The sequence below is a fragment of the Streptomyces sp. NPDC020192 genome, from assembly GCF_044388685.1.
Lineage (GTDB): Bacteria > Actinomycetota > Actinomycetes > Streptomycetales > Streptomycetaceae > Streptomyces.
Window position 1 is genome coordinate 79,247 of record NZ_JBIRXG010000017.1, and the last position, 20,707, is coordinate 99,953.

Sequence of the window (20,707 nt, forward strand, 5' to 3'; positions counted from 1 at the left end):
CGCGGTTCGCGGTTCGCGGTTCGCGGTTCGCGGTTCGCGGTTCGCGGTTCGCGGTTCGCGGTTCGCGGTTCGCGGTTCGCGGTTCGCGGTTCGCGGTTCGCGGCACAGTCGCCCTATCAGGTGACAAGTTGGCTGACAACCCTTCCGATCTGATCCGATCCCTCCCGGCGGACCGGTCCACGGTAACGAATCACCGAGAGTGAGCCCAGGCCCCGGGCGGTCGGCCGGGGCCGGGCGTCCCGGGGTGCGACCCCCCTCCCGCGTCCGTCACCCCGACCAGGCCGCGGCGCACAGGGCGCGGTCCAGCTCGTCGGTGTAGCGGGCCGCCGCCAGCCAGGCGTGGGCGAAGCGGGCCGGGTCCGTCGGCAGAAGGCGGCCGAACACATCGCGGGACCGCTCCGCCGCCGACGCGTGGAGTACCTCCAGCAGCTCGCCCGCCGTCGCCAGCCCGGATCTGCCCAGCCGCCGGGCGTCGGCCGCCGTGTCGCCGGAGAAGGACAGCACCCGCCGGCCGCCCGAGACCGCCTGCTGCACCCGGCGGCGCAGCAGATGGACCGGGGCCTCTGCCGGCGCCGTCGGCGCGCCCTGCGCCGGGGACGCGGGCACGGTGGGCAGATCCGCGTGCTGGAGCCGGTCGAAGCCCACGTCGACCCGTGTGCCGGACAGCACCGGATGCTCGGTCGCCAGGAGCTGGGCCCGGGGGTGCGGGGCCGGGGTGAGCCGGGCGACGACCCGGAGTCTGCTGCCCCGGGCGGCGGCCAGCAGCCGCAGGTTGTCCCGGTGGGGCAGCGCGGGATCGTCATGGGCCCGGGTCAGCCGCAGTACGACGGCACCGCACGCGGCGAGCAGACACTCACCGGTCGCCTCCGCCGCCGTACCCACCAGGGTGACCTCCAGGAACAGCAGATCGTGGCCGCCGGTCAGCGCCCGGTCGAGCTGCTCGGCCACGGGCACCGCCCAGAGCCGGTCCAGGGGCTCCTCGCGCCAGCCCGCCCCGGGCGCCGCGACCGCCCGTACTCCCGCGCCCGCGCCGAGCCGCCCGCTGGGGGAGACGGTGGCCCCTGACACCGCCAGGCCCGCCCGGGACAGCTGCCGGTGGGTCAGGGCCGTGTCGCCGAGCCGGACCGCCCGGTCGGCCGCGCCCATCGCTCGCCCGGCGCCGCCCGGAGCCACGTCGGACACCTGGTACAGCCGGCCCTCGGCGTCCGCGGTCCAGGTGACGGCGCCCGCGTAGCCGCTCGCGGTGAGCACCGGCTCGGAGAAGAGGCCGTACAGCCGCAGCGAGCCGTCCGGACGGTACGGCTGCCGTGCCGTGCCACGCAGCTCGGTCAGTTCCGTGCCCGTGGCGTCGGGGACGCGGTGGGCGACGGACAGCACGTCACGCAGCCTCGCGACGAGGTCGTCCAGCCGGTAGGCCGGGTCGGCCGCGCGGGCGGCGCGCAGCGCGGTGACCACGGACACGGCCGAGGCGGCGGCCCGGTGCAGCCCGGCGAGCCGCGCCGTGTGTGCGGCGCGCAGCAACTCCGCCTGGAGCACCGCGCCCGCGCCGTCCGTACCGGCCTCGAGCACGGCGGCCGCGGCGGAGAGGAGTGCGTGGGCGGCGGAGCGCTGATCGGGGGTGGGCGTTTCCGGCTCGTCGGCCTCCTGTTCCGTGGCCGCCTCATCCTCCGGTGAACTCCCCTTGTCAGCAGGAGAGTTGGTGTCGTCCGCGACGGGAGCAGCCGAGGCGATCGCGGCGCGGTGGAGGCAGTCCGGGGCCAGGAGACAGCCGCAGCGGACTGCGTCCGCGCTCGCCACCGTGCCGTCCGGGGCGTGCAGTTCGAGGTCGGTGTCGTCGTCGATCGCGATGCGTACGATGTCGCCGTCCCGCACGACGGGGCGGTCCGCCAGTTTGGCCATGCCCGCATCCAGGCGCTTGCGCAGCCGGGGCGTGAGCGCGGCGACCAGTTCGGCGGTCACGGACGGTGCGACCGGAGGCAGATCAGGGATCATGCGATCTTCTCCCCTACCCAGCGGGCGAGTTCGAGCGGACTGAGGGCGGCCACTGGCATGCCCGCGGCGACCAACTGCCCGGCCACGCCCGTGGAGTAGCGCGGGCGGCCCGTGTCGTCGAGGCTCGCGCAGCCCAGGACATGGCAGCCGGCGCCGACCAGGGCGCGGACCTCGGCGAGCAGTCCGCCGATCGGATAGCCCTCCTCGAAGTCGCTGACGACCACGACGAGCGTGCGCGACGGCACGGTGACCAGCTCGCGCGCGTGCCGCAGCCCGGCCGCGATGTGGGTGCCGCCGCCGACCCTGACCTCCAGGAGGAGGGAGAGCGGGTCCGTGACCTGCTCGGTCAGATCGATCACCTCGGTGGAGAAGGCCAGGAAGTGCGTGGACAGGGTGGGCACCCCGGCCAGCACCGAGGCGGTGAGCGCCGCCCAGATCGTGGACGCTTCCATGGACCCCGACACGTCGGTGACCAGGATCAGCCGCCAGTCGGCCGATCGCTTGGCGCGGCTGCGGAAGACGGGCCGCTCGGGTATGACCCGTACCGTGCCGTCCGGCATACGACGGGCCGTGGCGAGGTTGGCCCGCAGCGTGCGGGGCAGGTCGAGGCCACCGCCGGGACGGCGGCTGGGGCGCGGCAGGGCGGTGCCGTGCAGCGCCGGGCGCAGCCGGGTCGCCAACTCCCGGGTCAGCGCGTCGACCAGTCGGCGGACCAGTGGGCGCAGCGCCGCCAGCCTCGCCTCCGGCAGACCGCCGGCGTGCCGCAGCACCGAGCGCAGCAGATCGACGGAGGGGCGCACCGCGTCCGGGTCCAGTTCCGCGAACACATCCTGACGGCCGCTCGCGGCAGCCGCCGCCAGCACCTCCTCCCGGATGCCCGGACCGAACAGCGCGGCCAGCTCCTCGGACCACTCCCGCACCCCGGGAAACGCCGCCTCGCGCCCGCCACCGGCCCCCGGGCCCGACAGCTCCCCGCGACTCCCCTCACCGCGACCACTGCCGTACAACTCGTCCAGCGCGGTCGCCAACGGCCGGGCGGAGGAACCCAGTTGGCCGCTTCGGCGGCCCAGCACCAGACGCCATCGGTCGGCCGGGAGCAGCCTGGGCTCGTCGGCGGGTGGGAAGGGGGCGGGGGTGGTGCCGTGCGTGCCGGGTGCGCCGGGTGGGGGGTCCGTCGGGCTCGCGGATCCGTCGGCGTTCGCCTCGCCCGCGGTGACCGTCCCGGTGGGCCGGTTCGGCGGCAGGAGGCCGAGCGTGGCGAGGGTCCGGCGGGCCGTGAGGTCGGCGCGGGTCCAGACGGCCAGGGCCGCCGGGTCGACGGCGCCGGTGTCGTCCGGTCGCTCACCGCCCAGGCGCTGCTCCACGGCGCTCAGCAGCCGTTCGCGGGCCGCCGGGCTGAGCGTGTCGAAGCCGCCGCGCAGCGCCGGGAGCCGGTCGAGGAAGTCCCGGTCGGACAGCTCCGACACGCGGCTCAGCAGCGGCTCCAGGGCAGGTGCCGCCGACTCCAGCAGCGGCCCGGCCGCGCTCAGCAGGCCGGTGAGCCGTGCGGTGAGCGCCGTACGCGACTCGGTGTCGACGGCACCGTCCACCCAGGAGGCGACCCGGTCGCCGAACGCCCGGGCCTCCTGCTGGCCCAGCAGTACGCGTACGGCTCCGGCGGCGCCCCGCATCAGCGGAGAACCGTCGGCTGCCAGCCGGGCGAGCGCGTCGGTGAGCCGGATGCCGCCCAACACGTCGGCGCGGTGGGCGAGTTCCAGCAGGGCGTGCGCGTCGGCCGGGTCCCCGGAGCCGGTCAGTCCGTCGACCTGGCGTACCGCGGCGGCGGTCAGCAGTTCGGCCACCGCTTCCGCGCGCGCCGTACGCTGCTTGTCGTCCCCGAGGCCGGCGATGTGACCGGACCGCAGCCGGTCCAACAGGGCCAGCCCGGCGAGGAGTTCGGGCAGGGTGCCGGAGCCCGGCAGCACCTCGGCCGTGTCGGCCAGCCGCTCGTCCGCGAGCTCGGGCAGGCCGCACCCCGCCGCCTGTTCCAGCCCCCTGACGGTCTGCGCTGCCGTCGGGCCGTCCTCGTCCCGCTCCAGGCGGCGCCGTTCCCGCAGCACACCCTCGGTCGCCTGCGCCAGGGTGACGCCCCGCATCCCGGCCGCGGTCAGCATGGCCGCGGTGGCCGGGGTCCAGCGGACCTCCCAGCGCGAGGTGAGCGCGTCGGCGCCGCCCGCGCCGGTCACCGCCTTGGGCTCGCCGTACGGAACCCCGCACACCGTCAGGCGCCGGAGCAGGAGTTCGCGGCGGCGGTCCAGGTCCGAGCGGAGCGGGTCCAGGCGCAGATCCCGGGCCGTGCCGGGGTTCGGGTCCGCCGGGCCGGGCAGGCCCAGCGCGGCCACTTCCGCCTCGACCGCCGGGGCCAGTCCGCTGCGCGGCGCGGCCGGGGCCGGACGGCCGGTGCGGGTGCCGACGAGCACCCGTTCCATCGCCCGGGCGACGGCCCGTCCCCGCCCGTACGGCTCGCCCTGCGCCAGTACCGTCTGCACGGCCTCGACCAACTCGCCCCGGCTCGCCGCGGGCAACCCGCGCAGCCGGGCCAGATCACCGGCGAGCCGCGCGATCTCCCGCGCGTCGGCGGGCCCGGACGGATGGCCCAGCGCCCGCAACTCGGCGCACACCCGTACGGCCGCCCTGGTCAGCGCGTCCTCCAGCGCCGCCGGATCACCGGCCGCGTCCAGCACCAGGTGCTGCCACTCCGGGTCACGGATCCCGGCGGGGTAACCGGAGCGCTCGTCCAGCAGGGCGTAGCCGTAGGGGATGAGGGAGGTCGTCCAGGTCGAGGCGGTCGGCTGCTGGGCCGCCTCGCCGGCCTCGCCGTCGGCCGGTGCCAGGAGCGCCGGGGCGTGGAAGGCGCCCACGAGCACGGCGGCCCGCTCCCCGTGCGCCGTGGCCGCGGCGAGGCACGACCGCATCCACCGTTCCCGCCGCAGATCCAGCTCCGGCACCCCGCCCGATGCCACCGCCTCCTGCCGCAGCACCCACCCCGTCAACAACGCCGCCCGCCGCAGCGCCTCCGCCGAGGAACCGGGCGCGGCGGCCTCGACCAACCGGTCCCACAGATCGTCCCCGGGACGACCGGTGAGCCGCGAACGCAACGCGGCGACGACCCCGGGCACGACGGCCACACCGCCACCCCCGCCGACCTGGGCCCCGGGGGCGCCGAGTGGGGAGTTCCTCCCGCCCACCTCGGCCACCGACGCGCTGGTCGTCGCGGGGTTCCCGGCGGGCTTCACCGGACCGGCACCGGGTGTCGCGGCCTCGCTGCCGGGCTCCTCCGCCGGGCCGTCGGGCGGGCCCGCCCCGCTTCCCGTCCATGCCCGGTCGGCGAGCGGGAGGTCGCAGGCGACGACCCGTACCCCCTTGCGCGCCGCCCAGCGCACGGCTGCCAACTCCGGTGAGAAGTCGGCGAAGGGATAGAACGCCGGGCCGCCGCCCCCGTTGCCGGCACCCGGGGCGGCGGCGAGGGCGATGGGGGCCTGGGTGTCCTCGTGGGCGAGCCAGGGCAGCCAGTCCTGCAGCTCGGCCGGCAGTTCGACCAGCAGGACGTCCGGCCCGGCGGCGTCCAGCAGCGCGGGCACGGCCGCGGCCAGGGAGGGCGCGTGGTGCCGTACCCCGATGAGATAGGGCGCGGCCGGGTCGGTCAGGGCGGCGACGGCCGCGTCGGGTGAGGCTCCTGGGCCGGGCCACACCTCGACGGCCGTATCGTCACCGGCATGGGTCTCGGCCGGAGCGTCGGCGGCGAACGGGTGGGACACGATCCTCAGCCCTCCAGAACCGTGCGCAGATCCCACAGCGTGCGCCAGGTGGCGGAACCCTGTTCGGCGCGGCGCCGGACCGGGCCGTCCCAGTAGCCGCGCAGCCGTGCCGCGTCCGCCGGGTCGTCCTTGCGGACGACGCCGAGGAGATGGCCGGGCAGCAGGCCGAGGACGTCACGGTCGCCGGGGAAGTACGCCGCGGCCAGCCCCAGCGCGCCCGCCACGGACACCGCCTCCGCCGTGCTCATCACCGTGGACGGCCGCTCGACCTCCCAGCCCTCCGTCGACCGGCCCTCCCGCAGATCACGGAAGACGGTGACCAGGGCCTCCAGGACGGCGTCGTCCACCTGGAAGGGCGCCCCCGCCTGCTCCACCGCCGCCCGGGCCTGGCCGCGCACCAGAGCCGTCTCGGCGTCGAGGTCCGAGATCGGACCCACCGTCTCGAAGTTGAAGCGGCGCTTGAGCGCGGCCGACATCTCCGAGACCCCCTTGTCCCGCAGGTTGGCCGTGGCGATGAGGTTGAACCCGGGCGCCGCGTGGGCCAACGCGTCCTCGCCGCCCGCCAGTTCGGGTACGGCGATGCGCCGCTCCGACAGCAACGACACCAGGGAGTCCTGTACTTCGGGCAGACAGCGGGTGACCTCCTCGACCCGGCCGATCGCACCCCGGCTCATCGCGGTGAGCACCGGCGACGGGACGAGCGCCTGCCGACTGGGCCCCTGCGCGAGCAACAGGGCGTAGTTCCAGCCGTACTTGAGCTGGTCCTCCGTCGTACCGGCCGTCCCCTGCACGACCAGCCCGCTGGTGCCGCACACGGCCGCCGACAGCAGCTCCGACAGCATCGACTTGGCTGTGCCGGGCTCGCCGACGAGCAGCAGGCCGCGCTCACCGGCCAGCGTGACGACGCACCGCTCGACCAGCGCGCGGTCGCCCACGAACTTGCCAGAGATCTCGAGGCGCCGCGGCACGCCCTCCGGCGCCGCCGCGTCGTCGGGCAGCCGCAGCGCCTGGCCGCCGCTGCCCATGACGAACGTGACGACGGCCCGGGGCGTGAGCCGCCAGGCGGGCGGTCGCGGACCGGAGTCGTAGGCGGCGAGGAAGGCCAGTTCGGTGGCGTACCGATCCTCGGGCGGGACGATCTGACGGGTCGCGTCGGGCGCGAGGGCGGCGGTCATCGGCGGGAGTCCTTCGACATAGCTCTGGCAAGGCGTGTGTTGACGGTGCGGAGGGGGCTCCGCGGTGGACGTGCCGGCGGCGGGGACGTCATCGGCGTCGCCCTCGTCGGGTCGCGCGGGTGGTCAGTTCCTCGTACGCCGGGGCGTCGCCCGCGCGGACGCGGTCCCAGGCTCGTGCGAAGAGTTCCGGCACCGGCGCCGGCGGTATCGCACGCCCGCGGTCCGGGATCGGGTACAGACCCTCCTTCCAGGTCTCCACCGGCAGCGCGGGCGACTTCAGGTCGCGCCAGCCGCACGGCAGGAACAGGGTCCGCCCGGCGCGCGGGCGCTTGGCGGTCACGACCAGGTCCGTCGCGGCCAGCTCGGTGCGGGCCTTCCGTAGCCGCGCGGGCTTCCAGCCGGTCCAGCGGGCGCAGTTGCGGTCCGTCGGATCCGGCAGGGCGAGCAGCTGGAGGTAGAGCGCGGCGGCGTCCTCGCTCAGGCCGTGCGCGGCGGCGACCTCGGCGACCAGCGCCGGCGCACTGACGGTCGGATCCTGGGCGTACCCGGTCCGGCCCTCGGCCCCGTCCCCGGCCGCGGACTCGACCGCGCGGCCCAGCTCGTCCCCGAGCAGCGTGCGCAGCATTCGCAGGCCGTGTCCCCGATGCGGGCCGACCAGGCCTTCCAGCAGCCCGAACACGGCGTCGTCGGGCCCCGTGAGCCCGGCCGGCCGGACCAGAACCGTCTCGACGTCCTGGTACCAGGGGCGCAGGACGAGCGCCTCACCGATCCGGGTGGTGCCGTGCGCGTCGGCGCCGCCGGTCGCGGGCATGCCGTACGCCTTGCGCAGCTCCACCGCGGTGGGGCCGCCCTTCTCGGTCGACTCCACGTCCAGGCCGAGCATCAGCTCCGGGTCGGACATCCGGCGGCGCACCGCGGCGAGGCCGGCCGGCAGGGTGGCGCGCAGCGGGTGGCCGTACGGCAGGACGTAGGCCAGCGCGGCGAGCGCGCCGACCGCCCCCGCCAGATCGTGGCCGCGGGGCAGGGCCTGCGGGTCCTCCGCGACGAGCCGGCCGTCCTTGTCCCACCGCAGCGCCGTGGTGCGGCTCAGCCACGGTGTGCGGGACGGGTTGAGCACGTCCTCGGCGCGGCCGGCACTCATGCCTGCCAGCTCGGCGCTGAGGTCCTCGGGCAGGCGGACCAGCGAGCCGAACCGCTCGGCCCACTCCCGCCCGACGGCGTCGAGGTCCGGCCCCGTCGTCCACAGGGCGTCCGGTGCGGCCGGCAGCAGCGCGCCCAGCAGCGCCGACCGGGGCTCCGCACCGAGCCCAGACAGCAGCGCGGTGCCGAACTCGCGCTGCTTGGGCTTGAGTCCCATCAGGGCGAGGTCGTCGGCGTGGGCCTGCTGCGGCAGCCCGGCGAGCAGCACCGTGGCCTGGAGTGGGCCCAGCCCGCCGCCGGTCGCCGCGATCAGCGCCTCGGGCGCCGCCGGCTGCCAGGGCGCGGCGCCCTTCTCCCGGACGAGGTGGGTGACGGCCGTCAGGTCCTCGGCGGAGATCGTCGGGGTGTACCGCGTCTCCTGGTCCAGCGTGAAGTGCGCGACCGCGCCGAACGCACCCGACGGATCGTGGTCCAGCGCCAGCCACTGGGCCCGGCCGTGGTGCAGGTCGATCCGATGCGTGCCGAGGATCACCACCGTGCGCCCGCCGCGCCGCAGCACCTGCCCGTCACGCTGTTGCTGCTTCTTCTCCAGCGGTTCGCTCAGCATGACGTCGCGCAGCGTGCCGCCGGCCGATACGAGCGGTCCCTCGGCAAGGGCCTCGGCGAGCAGCAGCAGCGACTCGCGGTGGGCGTCGGGCAGGACGGGTGAGGCGGCCCGGTAGAGCAGCGCCCGCAGGACACCGAGAACGGGCGGCCACACCATGCCGATCGCCGGGACGGTGTGCTCCTCGCTCGTCCAGCCGTCGGTGAGGGCGCCGAGGCGCTCCGGGTTGGGCAGCGGCTTGCCGTCGGCGGGCCTGCCGGACAGCACGTGGTTCACCGCGCGGATCTGCCGTAGTACGCTCCAGCGCTCCCCGTACCACCAGCCGTGCGGCCCGATGATCCCGGACAGGGCGTCGTGCAGCGTGCGGTCGTCGCCGTGGGCGGGGCTGTAGTCGGCGAACATGCCCTCGACCCGCCGGCGCGGCTGCCGCGGCTGCTCCTGCGGGGGGTTCGCGAAGGCCGTGGCCGACTCGGTGATGCGCAGCGCCGACCTGATCAGGGCGGCGATGCCGATACGCAGCCGCTCGTCGGTGAGGTCCGGCAGGAACTGCTCGACGGCCTTCAGTACGACGGTGTCGGCGGTCGGCACGGCGGCGTTGGCGGTCTCGTCCGTGCCGGCCTTCGCCAGCGCTTCCTGTCGTAGGGCCAGCGCCTCCGCGGTGACCGTCAGCAGCTCCGCGGCCCGCTCGTCGCCCAGGGCGCGCAGCACGGCCGAGCCCCGCTCGTCACGCGGACGCAGCGCGTGCCAGAAGGGCAGCGGGGGCACCAGCCGGGTGCCGGCGGCGTACTCACCGCCGCGGTCGTTCTGCGGCACATGGCCCAACTGGCCGGCGGAGGACGTGTCATCGGGCGCGAAGAACCCGATGTGCGCGCCCAGGTGAGCGCGGTGCCCACTCAACCGGGCCACGACGGGCTCGGCGCCGCCGGGCAGCCGGAGCGCGCCGTACGGAACGGCCGCCCCGTTGCCCTCGCCCGTCTCGAACGACACCGTCCGCCCGTCCGGCGTCCCGGCGGTACGGCGCTTTTCGGCGCCCGCGCCCTCCGTGCGCACCCAGCGCCCGAGCACCGTGCCGTCGGTGCCGAAAGGGCTGTGCTCCAGGCCCGGTTGCAGCGGCAGCACCTCGCACAGGGCGGGCAGCAGCTCGGTGTCCTCGCGGACGGCCGAGCGCAGCAGCGCGGGCAGGGACGCGCGGCCGTGCGTGCCGGTGGCCGGGTCGTACTCCAGCCACACCGACGTGCGGCCCTGCCGGCCCTCGCGCCACAGGGTGGTGCCGTCGCCGATGACGGCACGGCTCGGTGGCAGGACCGTGTCCCCGGCGTGCAGGGTGCGGCCGCCGGTGGCGCGCCCGCCGGCGGCAAGCGGGATCGAGGGGACGACCGCCTCCTGACCGGACCACCACGCGGGCAGCTGCTCGCCGCCGAGCTCGAACACCTCGGCGGGCCGGGCCGACCAGTAGCCGTACTGCTTGCTGCGGTGTCGCCAGGTCACGAGCAGTTCCCCGTCCACGAACCGGAAGCGGGGGCGCTGCCAGCGGTCCAGCTCGTCCGGCACGCGCAGGTCGTGCTCGAGCAGGATGCGCTCCGGGCCGACGACGACCGCCTTGCGGCCACGGCTCAGGATGAGCGCGGGCCAGGCCTCGTGGAGGGCCAGCGAGTTGTCGTTGTTGTTCCCGTTCCTCCTCACCTCCCCGTCGAGCAGCGTCAGCGCCTCGTCGAGGGCGGGCCAGCCCAGCTCGTCGAGAACGCCGGCGCGCACGGTACGGCCGAGCAGCGGTGCCACCGCGTGTCCGGCGACCTCGGCCACCGCGTCCGGGGCGACCTCGGAGGCGATCACCCGGAAGGGACGCAGCCGGTCGAGCGCCGCGCGGGCGCCCGGCAGGCCCACCGCGCGTGTGAAGTCGCCGACGGCCTCGTCCAGCCACTCCTTCAGCACCTCGCAGAGCACCGGATGACCCGCGACCCGCTTCAGCAGCTTGTCGTGGTGCTGATGGCTGCCCACCCGCTCCATGACCCGGTGCAGCAGGCGCCGCAGCCGCGGGTCCGCCGCGACGGCCGTCAGGTCGCGCCGGCCGTCCCGGCTGTCCAGCAGCCATTCGGGCAACGGCAGATGCACGGGGACGTCGGCGCCCGGCAGCGTCAGCGGGACGCGCTCGGCCGCGCACAGGTCCAGCAGATCCAGGTCGGCGCCCGCGTGCCAGCGGCCGGTGCACAGGTCCACCGGCCGGCCGGCCGCCCGCAGCAGCGGGGCCATGCGCTCCACCAGCGCCAGCGTCGCCGGGCAGCGACGGGAGTACGAGCCGCCGTGCTTGCGGAACGACGCCCAGCGGGTCAGCCAGTCCGCCGGATCGGCGCCGTGCTCCCGGGCCGCCGACTCGTCGGTCAGCAGCCGATCGGCCCCGGTCTCGGCCAGCAGCGCCAGCCAGAACTCCTCGTCCTCGGTGCCCCGGCCGAGCCCGGCCGGCATGATCTCCAGCAGGCGGAGCCGGACCTCCGGGCGGCGCTCGGCGAGCACCGGCAGCACGGAGCGGTAGGCGGTCCAGAAGGTCCGGGGCGCGCGGACCGCCGCGGGGGAGGCGATCAGGTCGGCGACCAGCGCGCACTCCTCGGTGACCCGGTCCAGGCCCGCCGCCTTGATCAGCCCGCGCGCGTCCTGCGGCAGCGAGGCGTACGGCGGCATCCCGGCCGCGCAGCGCTCCACCGTCAGCTGCCGGAACTGCGCCCAGGCCGCCGCGGGGTCGAGCCGCCCGGTGAGGTCCCGCACATGCTCCTTGAGGGCCTTCACGGTCAGCGCCCCGGCGAACGCGAACTCCAGGAAGACCGCGCGCTGCCGCTCCTCGTCCACCGCCAGTGCGTGCACCCGCTCGGCCTCGCGGGCCTTGCCGAAGAACGCGGCGGCGTACGTGGTGTTGTCGTGCTCCAGGAAGATCCGCGCGGCCTGCTCGTAGAACGTCGGCAGGAAGTGCGGCACGGCCCGGCCCAGCCGCTCGCCGAGCGACTCGAAGCCCTCCTTGGCCGTACCTGGGCGGGACTTGGCCTGCCGGGCGAGCCGCTCGACGTCCTTCACCAGGGCGAGCGCGTGATGCCCGTTGGCCGGGTCGTGGACCAGCGCCCAGGCCGGGAAGCCCAGGGTCTCCCGGCGCATCTGCCCGACCTCCGGTGCCTCGGGCTCGCGGGCCAGGCCCAGGAACTCCAGTGCCAGGTCCTCGGCCTCGCCGAGTGTGCCCGGCACCAGCCGGACCACCGGGCGGCCGTCCAGGGCGGGATGCGTGTAGGTGCGCACCGTGAGGCTGTCGGCGTCCTCGCGCGCGGTGCTGCCCGGCGGCAGGACGGCGCCGGCCTCCAGCAGCGCCGTGACCGTGCTCTCGTCGTACGTCATGCCGCCCGCTCCTCGTCCTCGATGTCCCGCCCCGCGTACAGCGCGGCCGCCATGCGCATGCCCTCCGACCAGGCCACCGGCCCGACCTGACCCAGCTTCAGCGCCTTCCCGGTGGGGTCGGACCAGACCAGCGGGCCGGTCTCGGTCTCCTGGTAGCCGTCGTAGTCGCCGATCCACACACGGGCCTCGACGCCGCGGCCGTCCTCCAGGACCGGGCACACCGCGTACCCGCCGCGCACGCGGTAGCCGAGCTGGGCGGCCCTGCCGTGCAGGAAGCGCAGCTCCTTGAACGAGCCGCCGGCGTACTCCTCGACCTGGGTCGCCTCGGCGTCGAGCGCGGCCGGGCGGTGCCAGACCTCGCGGAAGAGCTGCTGCGCACCCTGCTCCACGCCCAGCTCGACGGCGAACTCCCGCAACTCCTCCAGGTCTTCGAGCAGGACCGGGTGCGGGATGCGGACGAGGTCGGGAGAGATGCGCACGGTGTCTCCGTCGAGGTCGACCAGGCCCAGGCCGCGCTCGGGATCGGCGTCCCGCAGGAATCCCGCGACCTGTCCGTCCGCTCCGGTGACGACGAGGTCGCGCAGCGCCGCCTGCCAGGCCGGGTCGGGCCACACGCGCGTGACGAGGTCGAGCGGCACCGGCAGCGAACGGACCATCCACCGCTCGGTATCGGCCAGACACCCCCGTTCGTGCCGCTCCAGCCACTCCACGAGCTGCCTGAGGCCCACGACCGCCGGATCGTCCGCGATCTTCGGCGGGACCGACTTCAGCAGCCGTCCCGAGGCGTTGCGGCACACCACCTTCCCGCCGTCGAGGGCGACTTCGTAGTCGCCGGCCGACACCCACCCCATACGTGCCTCCCGCACCCGTGCTGATCAAGTGACGGGAACTGTAGGGCACACCGCTGACAACGCCCGCGGGCCCTGGGGAAGAAGGGCCCGCGGGGCCTCTCACCAGCGGGGAAGCCGCAGTTCGTACTCCGGGCGGACGCGGTGCGTGCAACCGGTGTCGTCGCGGCCGCGCACCCCGGAGTCCAGATACAGCCGGTGCAGCCGGTCGAGGGCGGCGCAGCTCCAGGGCACCGGGAACGATCACGTCGTCGGCCGCGTTCCAGGGGTAGTGCGTGTCGCAGGAGTGGTCCAGTTTGGGGATCGCGACATGGGTCATGGCGGCGGGACCGATACCGAGGTGCGAGTTGGAGTGCATGGACAGCGTGACGCCGAACGCCTCGCAGACGGCGGCCAGTTCGCGGGTGCGGCGCAGACCGCACCAGTAGTGGTGGTCGCTCGGCAGGACCTGTACCGCGTTCCGCTCGATCGCGGGCCGCAGATGCCGGTGCATGAGCCGGGCCTGCTCGACGATCCCCGCCGGATCGAGCGCCTCGCCCCAGTCGTCCCGGACGGCGGGGCGGCCGTCCAGCGTGGCGACTTCGGTGGCGGACCCCGTGCACAGCCTCCGTGAACTTTCACGCATCTAAATGATCGGCCACGTTATGGATCGTCACGCACGACGACGCCCCCACCGCCGTACGGATCGGCGGTGGGGGCGTCGGGGGAGCGGTCGATCGGTGGGTCAGTCGTGCGTCTGCTCGGCGCGCTCGGCGTTCCTCTTCTTGATCCGCGCGGCCTCCTTGCGGACCTCGGCCTGGGTGGCGCGCTCCTTCTCCAGCCACTCCGGGGACTCCTGCTTGAGCGCCTCGATCTGCTCGGTGGTCAGCGCCTCGGTGACCCCGCCACGCGCGAGACCGGCGATGGACACGCCGAGCTTCGCGGCGACCACCGGACGCGGGTGGGGGCCGGTGCGGCGCAGCTCGCTCAGCCACTGAGGCGGGTTCGCCTGCAGCTCGTTCAGCTCGGCGCGCGTGACGACGCCCTCCTGGAACGAGGCGGGGGTGGCGGGGAGGTACACACCCAGCTTCTTCGCCGCGGTCGCGGGCTTCATCGTCTGGGTGCTCTGCTGCGAACTCATGAGGTCAAGGGTATCGGCCGCGTGCCGGGCCGCCGACCACGGCCGATGACGGCAGCGCGGGCCACGGCCGGTAACCTGGCCTGGTGACAGGCTCGGAGGAATCACCGTCGTTCCGGCTCGCGTACGTCCCCGGAGTGACGCCCGCCAAATGGGTGAAGACCTGGAACGAGCGCCTGCCGGACGTTCCGCTCGCCCTCGTCCCGGTCCCGGCCGCCGAGGCGCCCGGGGTGCTGCGCGCGGGCGAGGCCGACGCGGGTCTCGTACGGCTCCCCGTGGACCGTACGTTCTTCAGCGCGATCCCGCTCTACACCGAGACCACGGTGGTCGTGGTCCCCAAGGACCACCTGATCACGGCCGTGGACGAGATCACCCTCGCCGACCTCGCCGACGAGGTGCTCTTCCACCCCCTGGACGACGTCTTCGACTGGGACAGCCCGCCCGGCGAGCCCGCCTTCGAACGCCCCGCGACGACACCGGACGCGATCGAGCTGGTCGCCGCGAACGTCGGCCTCCTGGTCGTCCCGCAGTCCCTCGCCCGCCTCTACCACCGCAAGGACCTCACCTACCGTCCGGTCACCGACGCCCCCCAGTCGAGCGTCGCCCTGTCCTGGCCGGAGGAGGCCACCACCGACCTGGTGGAGGACTTCATCGGCATCGTCCGCGGCCGCACGGTCAACAGCACCCGGGGCCGCGCCAAGCCTCCGGCGGAGCAGCAGCGTAAAAGCTCGGAGGACGCCCGCAGGAAGCAGCAGCCGAAGTCCCCGGGCCGCACGCCGCGCGCCCGTACGACGGGGAGCAAGCCGACGCCGAAACGGGGGAAACCGCGCCGGAGGTCGTAGGCCGGCGGTCTGGTGGCGCAGGCCCCGACGCGCCGATCAGGCCTCCCTCCTACGACCCCTGTCGAGCCGCCTCTCCCGCTCTCCGCTCGCCCTCCGGATGCGCGCGCCGTTCCCGCAGGTCGGCGTAGGCCAGGAGGAGGGCCAGGAGGATGATGGCAACGGAGGTGAGCAGGCCGAGTCGGAGTGCGGTGGCGGCGCTGCCCTGGTCGGCCAGGTGGGCGAAGTACACCGAGCCCACGACGGCGATGCCGGCCGCCGAGCCGATGCGCTGGCCTGTTTGCAGTACCCCGCCCGCCGCTCCGCCCCGCCCCACCGGGACGCGGGACAGGGTGAGCGTGGTGTTCGGGGCGATGGTCAGGCCCGAGCCGATGCCCGCGACGAGCAGGGGAAGCGCGACTCCCCAGGCCACGGCCCGTCCCGGCACGAACTGCACGGCCGTGACGACGCCGAGCATGCCCACCGCCACCGTGCTCAGCCCGGCCATGACCAGCCGGCGCCCGAACCGCAGCACCAGCCGGCCCCCGGCGGCGGCGCCGACCGCCGCGCCCAGTGCGAACGGCATGGAGGACAGGCCGGCCGCCAACGGGCCGTAGCCCATGCTGTTCTGCAGGAACAGCGTGTACACGAAGAACAGCGTCGTGAAGCCGGCGAAGTACACCAGGCTCAGCAGCGCGCCGAGCGAGAAGGAGCGCAGCCTGAACAGCCCCAGGTCGATCAGCGGGGTCCGGCCGCGCCGCTCCTGGTGCCGCTCCCACGCCCAGAACGTGGCCAGCAGACCGACGCCCACGGGAAGCAGGGCCCACTTCAGCCGCCCGTGCCACTGCTGGTTCTGCACCAGCGGCAGCATGAGGGCCAGCACACCCGAACCGAGCAGCAGTACGCCGGTCAGGTCGAAGCACTCGCGTTTGCCGGGCGAGCCGGGGGAGCGGGGCAGCAGCCGGAGCGCCGCGCAGAAGACGGCCACCCCGATGGGCAGGTTGACGTAGAAGACCGAACGCCAGCCGTCGGGGCCGCCGGCCGCCTGGATCAGCAGGCCGCCCGCGAGCGGGCCGACCGCCGTGGAGATCCCGATGGTGCTGCCCATCATGCCGAACGCGCGAGCCCGCTCCGGGCCCTGGAACATCTGCTGGATCAGCGCCGAGGTCTGTGGCGCGATCAGGCCCGCCGACGCCCCCTGGACCAGCCGGAACAGCACCAGCCAGGCGGCCCCGGACGACAGCCCGCAGGCCGCCGAGGCCAGCGTGAACAGGGCGAGCCCGGTCAGGAAGGTCTGGCGTCGCCCGCGCATGTCCCCGAGCCGCCCTGCCGGGACGAGGGAGAGGCCGAAGGTGAGCGCGTAGCCGGACATCACCCAGGACAGGTCCGCCTCGTCGGCGTGCAGCCCGCGCTCCACCGAGGGCAGGGCCACGTTCACGATCGACGTGTCCAGCAGCGTCATGAAGGCCGCGGTCAGACAGACGGCGAGCGCCTTCCACCGCCGGTCGTCGGCGACCGGTCCGGCCTGGTCTGTGGTCATGTGATCACGCTAAGGAGCCACCGGCCCGCCCGCACGACGAACATGCCGGGTGCACCACTGCTGACCGGAGCCGAACGGCCGTTTCCGCGGCGCCCGTCGTACGGCGCGTCAGCAGTCCGTGAACTGATCCGTACGACTGACCCGTACGAGGGTTCAGCGGGCGCGGTCGGCGGTCTCCCGGAGCCAGGCGTACACCGACTGCGCCGTGAACTCCCGCTGGCCGCCCCGCAGCAGCAGGTCCGCCGTGGCGAACCCGGGGGCGTCGGCCTGGGCCGCCACGTACGGGATCGCGATGCAGCGCATTCCGGCCGCGTGGGCGGCGGCCGCGCCCGGGGCCGCGTCCTCCAGGACCACACAGTCGGCGGGGTCCGCGTCGAGGCGCCGGGCCGCCTCCAGGAGGATGTCGGGGGCGGGCTTGCCGTGCCGTACCTCCTCGGCGGACACCGCCGTGCGCAGGAACGTGCCCAGGCCCGTCCCCTCGAGGATCGCCTCGATCGCCTCCGGGGAGGAGCCCGAGGCCACCGCCGTCGGCACCCGCTCGGCGGCCAGCAGCTCCACGAACGTGCGCATCTCCGGGAACACCGGTGTGCGGGTGCGGGCCGGCGCCAGATAGCGCGGGTTCATGCCGGCGAGCAGTTCCCGTGCCGTGGCGCTCAGACCGTAGCGTTCGCGCCAGCGGGCCGCCGTCTCCAGGGTGCTGATACCGACGTAGCTCTCGTGGTCCGCCCAGGTGTAGCCCCGGACGCCGTACCCGGCCGGGGTCTGCCGGCTCGCCTCGTAGTAGTTCGGCTCGCTGTCCACCAGCGTTCCGTCGAGATCGAGGACGACCGAGAGGGCACCGGGATCGCTCATGCGGTCCAGCATGCCAAGCGTCAGCCGCGGGCCGCCCGGCCCACCGACTCCACCAGGGGCAGCAGCCGGTACGGGACGCGCTCGCGCAGCGCCACCTCGGTACGGGTGCGCACCACGCCCGGCAGGCTGATCAGCTTCTGGATGACGTCCTCCAGATGGGCGTTGTCCCGGCCCACCACCCGCGCGAGCAGATCCCCGCCGCCCGTGATGGAGAACGCCTCCACGATCTCCGGTACGGCGGCCAGCGCGTCCCCCACGTCGTCCAGATGGCCCTGGGTGACCTCGATGTGCACGAACGCCAGCACCGGATGGCCCAGGGCGGCGGGGGAGAGGGACGGGCCCGTGCCGGTGATCACGCCGTCCCGTTCCATGCGGTCCATCCGGGCCTGGAGCGTGCCGCGGGCGACGCCCAGGATGCGGGCGTACTCGCGCACGCTGGTGCGCGGCTGCTCCAGGAGCAGCCGCAGGATACGGGTGTCGAGGTCGTCCACGGCCATGATGGACGACTGTACCAATGGCTCAGCCATGCCGCGTCGGCACAGGCTGCACGACCTGGGCCGTTGGCTTTTCAGCCGCCGTCCAGGAGCGCGTGATGCTGTGCCAATGGCTCAGCGATCCGGGCATCACTTGAGCCAGTGACCCGGGTGATGCTCTCATGGACACGTCGATGGCGCTGCGGACCCCCGCGGCGCCTTTTCTGTGCCGGTGTGCGATGGGGAGGGCAGCAGTGCTGAAGAGGATGTTCGTGGCTCCGGACCCGGGGCGTGCGCGGTTGCGCTTCGCCGCGCGGGCCGTCCTCGGCATCGGGCTCGCGGTCGTCGTCTGCTTCCTCGCCGGACACTCCGTCGTCGGCGCGGTCACCGGCGGCCTCGCCGCGCTGCTCGCCCTGTTCACCGTGGCCGACGCGACCGTGCGCGGACAGGCCCTCACCACCGCGCTGCTGCCCGCCGTGGGCGTACCGGTGCTCGCGGCCGCGGCCGAACTGCACGCCTTCCCCGTCGCGCGCGACCTCGCCTTCCTGGCCGTCGTCGGCGCCGGGGTGTACGCGCGCCGCTGGGGTCCGCGCGGCCACAGCCTCGGCGTGTTCGCCTTCATGACCTTCTTCGTGGCCCAGTTCCTGCACGCCACCCCGGAGAAGCTGCCCGAGCTGTACGCCGCCGTCCTGCTGTCCGTGCTCAGCGCGGCCGTGGTGCGCTTCGGCCTGTGGTGCTACGAGCGCCGGCTGCCCCCGGCCGCCGCACCGTCCCCTGCTGTCGGCTCCGGACTGGCCCGGGTGACCACGCGGCAGGCGGTCCAGGCGGCCGCGGGTGCGGGCTTCGCGCTGGTCGTGGGCCAGCTGGTGTCCGGACAGCGCTGGTACTGGGCCGTCGGCGCCACCTGGTGGATCTTCGTCAACACCGCCTCGCGCGGCGAGACGCTGGTCCGCGGCTTCCGCCGGGTGCTCGGCACGCTGATCGGCATCTGCCTGGGCTTCCTCGTCGCCGTCCCCGTGCACGGCGCGCCCGTCCCGACGGCCGCCCTCGTCACGGTCGCCGTCTTCGGCATCTTCTACACGGCCGCCGTCTCCTACACCTGGATGATGCTCTGGGTGACCGTGCTCGCCGAGTCCCTCTACGGCCTTCTCGGCGTCCTCAGCCCCGGTCTGCTCGGCCTGCGCCTGGTGGAGACCGGTGTCGGCGCGCTCGGCGCCGCGCTCGCCGTGCTGTTCGTCCTGCCGGTCACCACCCACGCCATCACGGACGCCTGGATCCGGCGCGCCCTGCGCTGCGTCCACGCCTGCACCGCCGAGGCCGCCGAGCGGCTCGCGGGCTCCGCCACGGCCGACCCGGCGCCCCGCGTGGCCGAACTGGAGCAGCTGCTCGGCCGGGTCCGGCTCGCCGTGGCCCCGCTGGTGCACCCGCTGAACCCGATGCCGGCCCGCAAGCGGCGCGCCCGCCGGGTCCTCGCGCTCCTCGACGACTGCGCCCGCGAGGTGCGCGGCCTGGTCGCGGTCGCGGCCGACCCCGAAGCCTCGCACGACGCCCGGCTGGCCACGGCCTGCTGGCGCGTGGAGGCCGCCGTCGAGGCACTCACCCAGGGCCGCCGGGTCACCTTCGTGGCCGAGGCGCCCGCCGAGCCCGCCCTGGCCCATCTGCACGGCCTGGAGCGCGCCCTCGCCGACCTCGCCGAACCCCTGCGAGCACCGTCGGGATCGCGGCTGGTGGGCGCCTGAGCCAGCACCGGGACGAAGACGACAAGGCGAAGAAAGGCACCCCGCGCCCCTGGTCTAGACCGTCGTGATCGACTGCTAGCGTCGGCCCCGGACCGGTACGACCGAGAGGGGAAAGCGGTGGCACAGGACGGCAGGTCCGGCGGGCGCCGGGCGTTCATCGGCTCGTTCACGGCGGCGGGCGGCCCCGGACTGGTGACCGCGCGGCTCGCGCCGGACGGCGGTGCCCTCGTCCTCGGCGCCGCCGTGAACGACGTACCCGACCCGTCCTATCTGGCCCTGTCGCCCGACGGGGCCACGCTGTACGCGGTCAGTGAGACGGCCGACGGCGCCGTCGCCGCCTTCCGGGTCGGCGGCGACCGGCCCGAACTCGCCGGACCGCCCGTCCTGGTGGACGGCAGCGGTCCCACCCACCTCGGCCTGTACGGCGGACACGTGCTGACCGCCAACTACGGCTGCGGCAGCGTCACCGCCGTCCCCGTGCGCCCGGACGGCAGCCTCGCCGCCAAGCCCTCCGGACAGCTCCAGCACACCGGTTGTGGCCCGCACGACCGGCGCCAGCGCGGCCCGCACGCCCACCAGGTGCAGTCCGACCCGAGCGGCCGGTGGGCGGTCAGCGTCGACCTCGGCACGGACTCGGTCCGGGTGTGCGCCCTCAGGGACGGCGCCCCCGTCCTGCACCGCGAGTTCGCCCTGCGCCCCGGTTCCGGCCCGCGCCATCTGGCCTTCCACCCCGACGGCCGGCACGCCTACGTCGTCAACGAACTCACTCCGACGGTGACCGTATGCCGCTGGGACGCCGCCGGCGGTTCCCTGAGGCCGCTGAGCGAGGTCCCCGTGCTGCCGGGCGCCCCGGCCGGCGACGCCTATCCGTCGGGGATCGTGGTCTCGCCCGACGGCCGCTTCGTGTGGACCGCCACCCGCGGCGAGGACGTGCTGTCGGTCCTCGCCGTCGAGGGCGACGGACTGCGGCTCGTCGGCGCGGTGACCTGCGGCGGGAACTGGCCGCGCGCGCTCGCCGAGCGCAACGGCTTCCTGTACGTGGCCAACGAGCGCTCCGGCGACGTGACCTGGTTCGCCGTGGACGAGGCGACGGGACTGCCCCGCTACGACGGCTCGGTGCCGGTCCCCGCGGCCTCGTGCGTCGTCTTCGGCTGAACGGCCCGAAGAGAACGAAGGGCCCGCTCCGGGGTGCGGAGCGGGCCCTGGGTCGTACAGAGGTGCGGAGGCCGGGTGACGC

At 74.9% G+C, this 20,707-nt stretch carries 14 protein-coding genes and 1 pseudogene; 4 read left to right on the top strand and 11 right to left on the bottom strand.

All coding sequences use genetic code 11. The features are described 5' to 3' along the window. Nucleotides 1-267 precede the first annotated feature (267 nt). The 7 genes and pseudogenes from ACH47Z_RS29575 to ACH47Z_RS29605 all read right to left on the bottom strand — a co-directional run. Nucleotides 268-1,992 carry a hypothetical protein gene (locus ACH47Z_RS29575; protein WP_399078976.1) on the bottom strand — a complete coding sequence of 575 codons (1,725 nt, stop codon included), beginning with the start codon at nt 1,990-1,992 and terminating at the stop codon, nt 268-270. After that, nucleotides 1,989-5,723: a DUF5682 family protein gene (locus ACH47Z_RS29580; protein ID WP_399079218.1), complete on the bottom strand. Its 3,735-nt coding sequence runs from the start codon at nt 5,721-5,723 to the stop codon at nt 1,989-1,991. The genes ACH47Z_RS29575 and ACH47Z_RS29580 overlap by 4 nt, the downstream gene beginning before the upstream one ends. Nucleotides 5,724-5,794: 71 nt before the next feature. Beyond that, nucleotides 5,795-6,964 carry an AAA family ATPase gene (locus ACH47Z_RS29585; RefSeq protein ID WP_399078978.1) on the bottom strand — a complete coding sequence of 390 codons (1,170 nt, stop codon included), beginning with the start codon at nt 6,962-6,964 and terminating at the stop codon, nt 5,795-5,797. A gap of 88 nt (nt 6,965-7,052) precedes the next feature. After that, a complete protein-coding gene (locus ACH47Z_RS29590; protein WP_399079220.1) occupies nt 7,053-12,083 on the bottom strand; it encodes a hypothetical protein in 5,031 nt (1,676 codons plus the stop codon). Beyond that, a complete protein-coding gene (locus tag ACH47Z_RS29595; protein ID WP_399079222.1) occupies nt 12,080-12,934 on the bottom strand; it encodes a DUF4132 domain-containing protein in 855 nt (284 codons plus the stop codon). The genes ACH47Z_RS29590 and ACH47Z_RS29595 overlap by 4 nt, the downstream gene beginning before the upstream one ends. 99 nt (nt 12,935-13,033) lie before the next feature. Next, nucleotides 13,034-13,165: a hypothetical protein gene (locus tag ACH47Z_RS29600; RefSeq protein ID WP_399079236.1), complete on the bottom strand. Its 132-nt coding sequence runs from the start codon at nt 13,163-13,165 to the stop codon at nt 13,034-13,036. Nucleotides 13,166-13,172: 7 nt separating this feature from the next. After that, nucleotides 13,173-13,376: pseudogene (locus tag ACH47Z_RS29605) on the bottom strand (enolase C-terminal domain-like protein); the annotation flags it as partial. Here ACH47Z_RS29605 and ACH47Z_RS29610 point away from each other — a divergent pair. After that, nucleotides 13,284-13,544 (top strand): hypothetical protein, encoded by a 261-nt coding sequence (locus ACH47Z_RS29610; RefSeq protein ID WP_399079238.1) that lies wholly within the window; start codon nt 13,284-13,286, stop codon nt 13,542-13,544. The pseudogene ACH47Z_RS29605 and the gene ACH47Z_RS29610 sit on opposite strands and share 93 nt — an antisense overlap. Nucleotides 13,545-13,655: 111 nt before the next feature. Here the strand turns inward: ACH47Z_RS29610 and ACH47Z_RS29615 are convergent, their stop codons facing one another. Beyond that, nucleotides 13,656-14,051 carry a DUF5997 family protein gene (locus ACH47Z_RS29615; protein ID WP_399078980.1) on the bottom strand — a complete coding sequence of 132 codons (396 nt, stop codon included), beginning with the start codon at nt 14,049-14,051 and terminating at the stop codon, nt 13,656-13,658. Nucleotides 14,052-14,134: 83 nt separating this feature from the next. Between ACH47Z_RS29615 and ACH47Z_RS29620 the strand changes: the two genes are divergently transcribed. After that, nucleotides 14,135-14,890, top strand: coding sequence for a LysR family substrate-binding domain-containing protein (locus ACH47Z_RS29620; protein WP_399078982.1), 756 nt, complete (start codon nt 14,135-14,137; stop codon nt 14,888-14,890). A gap of 49 nt (nt 14,891-14,939) precedes the next feature. Here ACH47Z_RS29620 and ACH47Z_RS29625 read toward each other — a convergent pair whose 3' ends face one another. The 3 genes from ACH47Z_RS29625 to ACH47Z_RS29635 form a co-directional block, all read right to left on the bottom strand. After that, complete coding sequence (locus ACH47Z_RS29625; protein WP_399078984.1) at nt 14,940-16,406, bottom strand: MFS transporter; 1,467 nt, start codon at nt 16,404-16,406, stop codon at nt 14,940-14,942. 153 nt (nt 16,407-16,559) lie between these two features. Then, complete coding sequence (locus ACH47Z_RS29630) at nt 16,560-17,258, bottom strand: HAD family hydrolase (protein WP_399078986.1); 699 nt, start codon at nt 17,256-17,258, stop codon at nt 16,560-16,562. 20 nt (nt 17,259-17,278) lie between these two features. Continuing rightward, a complete protein-coding gene (locus ACH47Z_RS29635; RefSeq protein ID WP_399078988.1) occupies nt 17,279-17,755 on the bottom strand; it encodes an Lrp/AsnC family transcriptional regulator in 477 nt (158 codons plus the stop codon). Nucleotides 17,756-17,985: 230 nt separating this feature from the next. Here ACH47Z_RS29635 and ACH47Z_RS29640 point away from each other — a divergent pair, with 230 nt between their 5' ends. Next, nucleotides 17,986-19,470 (top strand): FUSC family protein, encoded by a 1,485-nt coding sequence (locus tag ACH47Z_RS29640; protein ID WP_399078990.1) that lies wholly within the window; start codon nt 17,986-17,988, stop codon nt 19,468-19,470. A 117-nt stretch (nt 19,471-19,587) separates the two neighbouring features. After that, nucleotides 19,588-20,625: a lactonase family protein gene (locus ACH47Z_RS29645; protein ID WP_399078992.1), complete on the top strand. Its 1,038-nt coding sequence runs from the start codon at nt 19,588-19,590 to the stop codon at nt 20,623-20,625. Nucleotides 20,626-20,707: the final 82 nt, after the last annotated feature.

Excerpts from the sequence above, each read along its gene's own strand:
- ACH47Z_RS29590 (WP_399079220.1), bottom strand. The coding sequence starts at position 12,083 with ATGACGTACGACGAGAGCACGGTCACGGCGCTGCTGGAGGCCGGCGCC.
- ACH47Z_RS29575 (WP_399078976.1), bottom strand. The coding sequence starts at position 1,992 with ATGATCCCTGATCTGCCTCCGGTCGCACCGTCCGTGACCGCCGAACTG.
- ACH47Z_RS29585 (WP_399078978.1), bottom strand. The coding sequence starts at position 6,964 with ATGACCGCCGCCCTCGCGCCCGACGCGACCCGTCAGATCGTCCCGCCC.
- ACH47Z_RS29625 (WP_399078984.1), bottom strand. The coding sequence starts at position 16,406 with ATGACCACAGACCAGGCCGGACCGGTCGCCGACGACCGGCGGTGGAAG.
- ACH47Z_RS29595 (WP_399079222.1), bottom strand. The coding sequence starts at position 12,934 with ATGGGGTGGGTGTCGGCCGGCGACTACGAAGTCGCCCTCGACGGCGGG.
- ACH47Z_RS29615 (WP_399078980.1), bottom strand. The coding sequence starts at position 14,051 with ATGAGTTCGCAGCAGAGCACCCAGACGATGAAGCCCGCGACCGCGGCG.
- ACH47Z_RS29630 (WP_399078986.1), bottom strand. The coding sequence starts at position 17,258 with ATGAGCGATCCCGGTGCCCTCTCGGTCGTCCTCGATCTCGACGGAACG.
- ACH47Z_RS29635 (WP_399078988.1), bottom strand. The coding sequence starts at position 17,755 with ATGGCCGTGGACGACCTCGACACCCGTATCCTGCGGCTGCTCCTGGAG.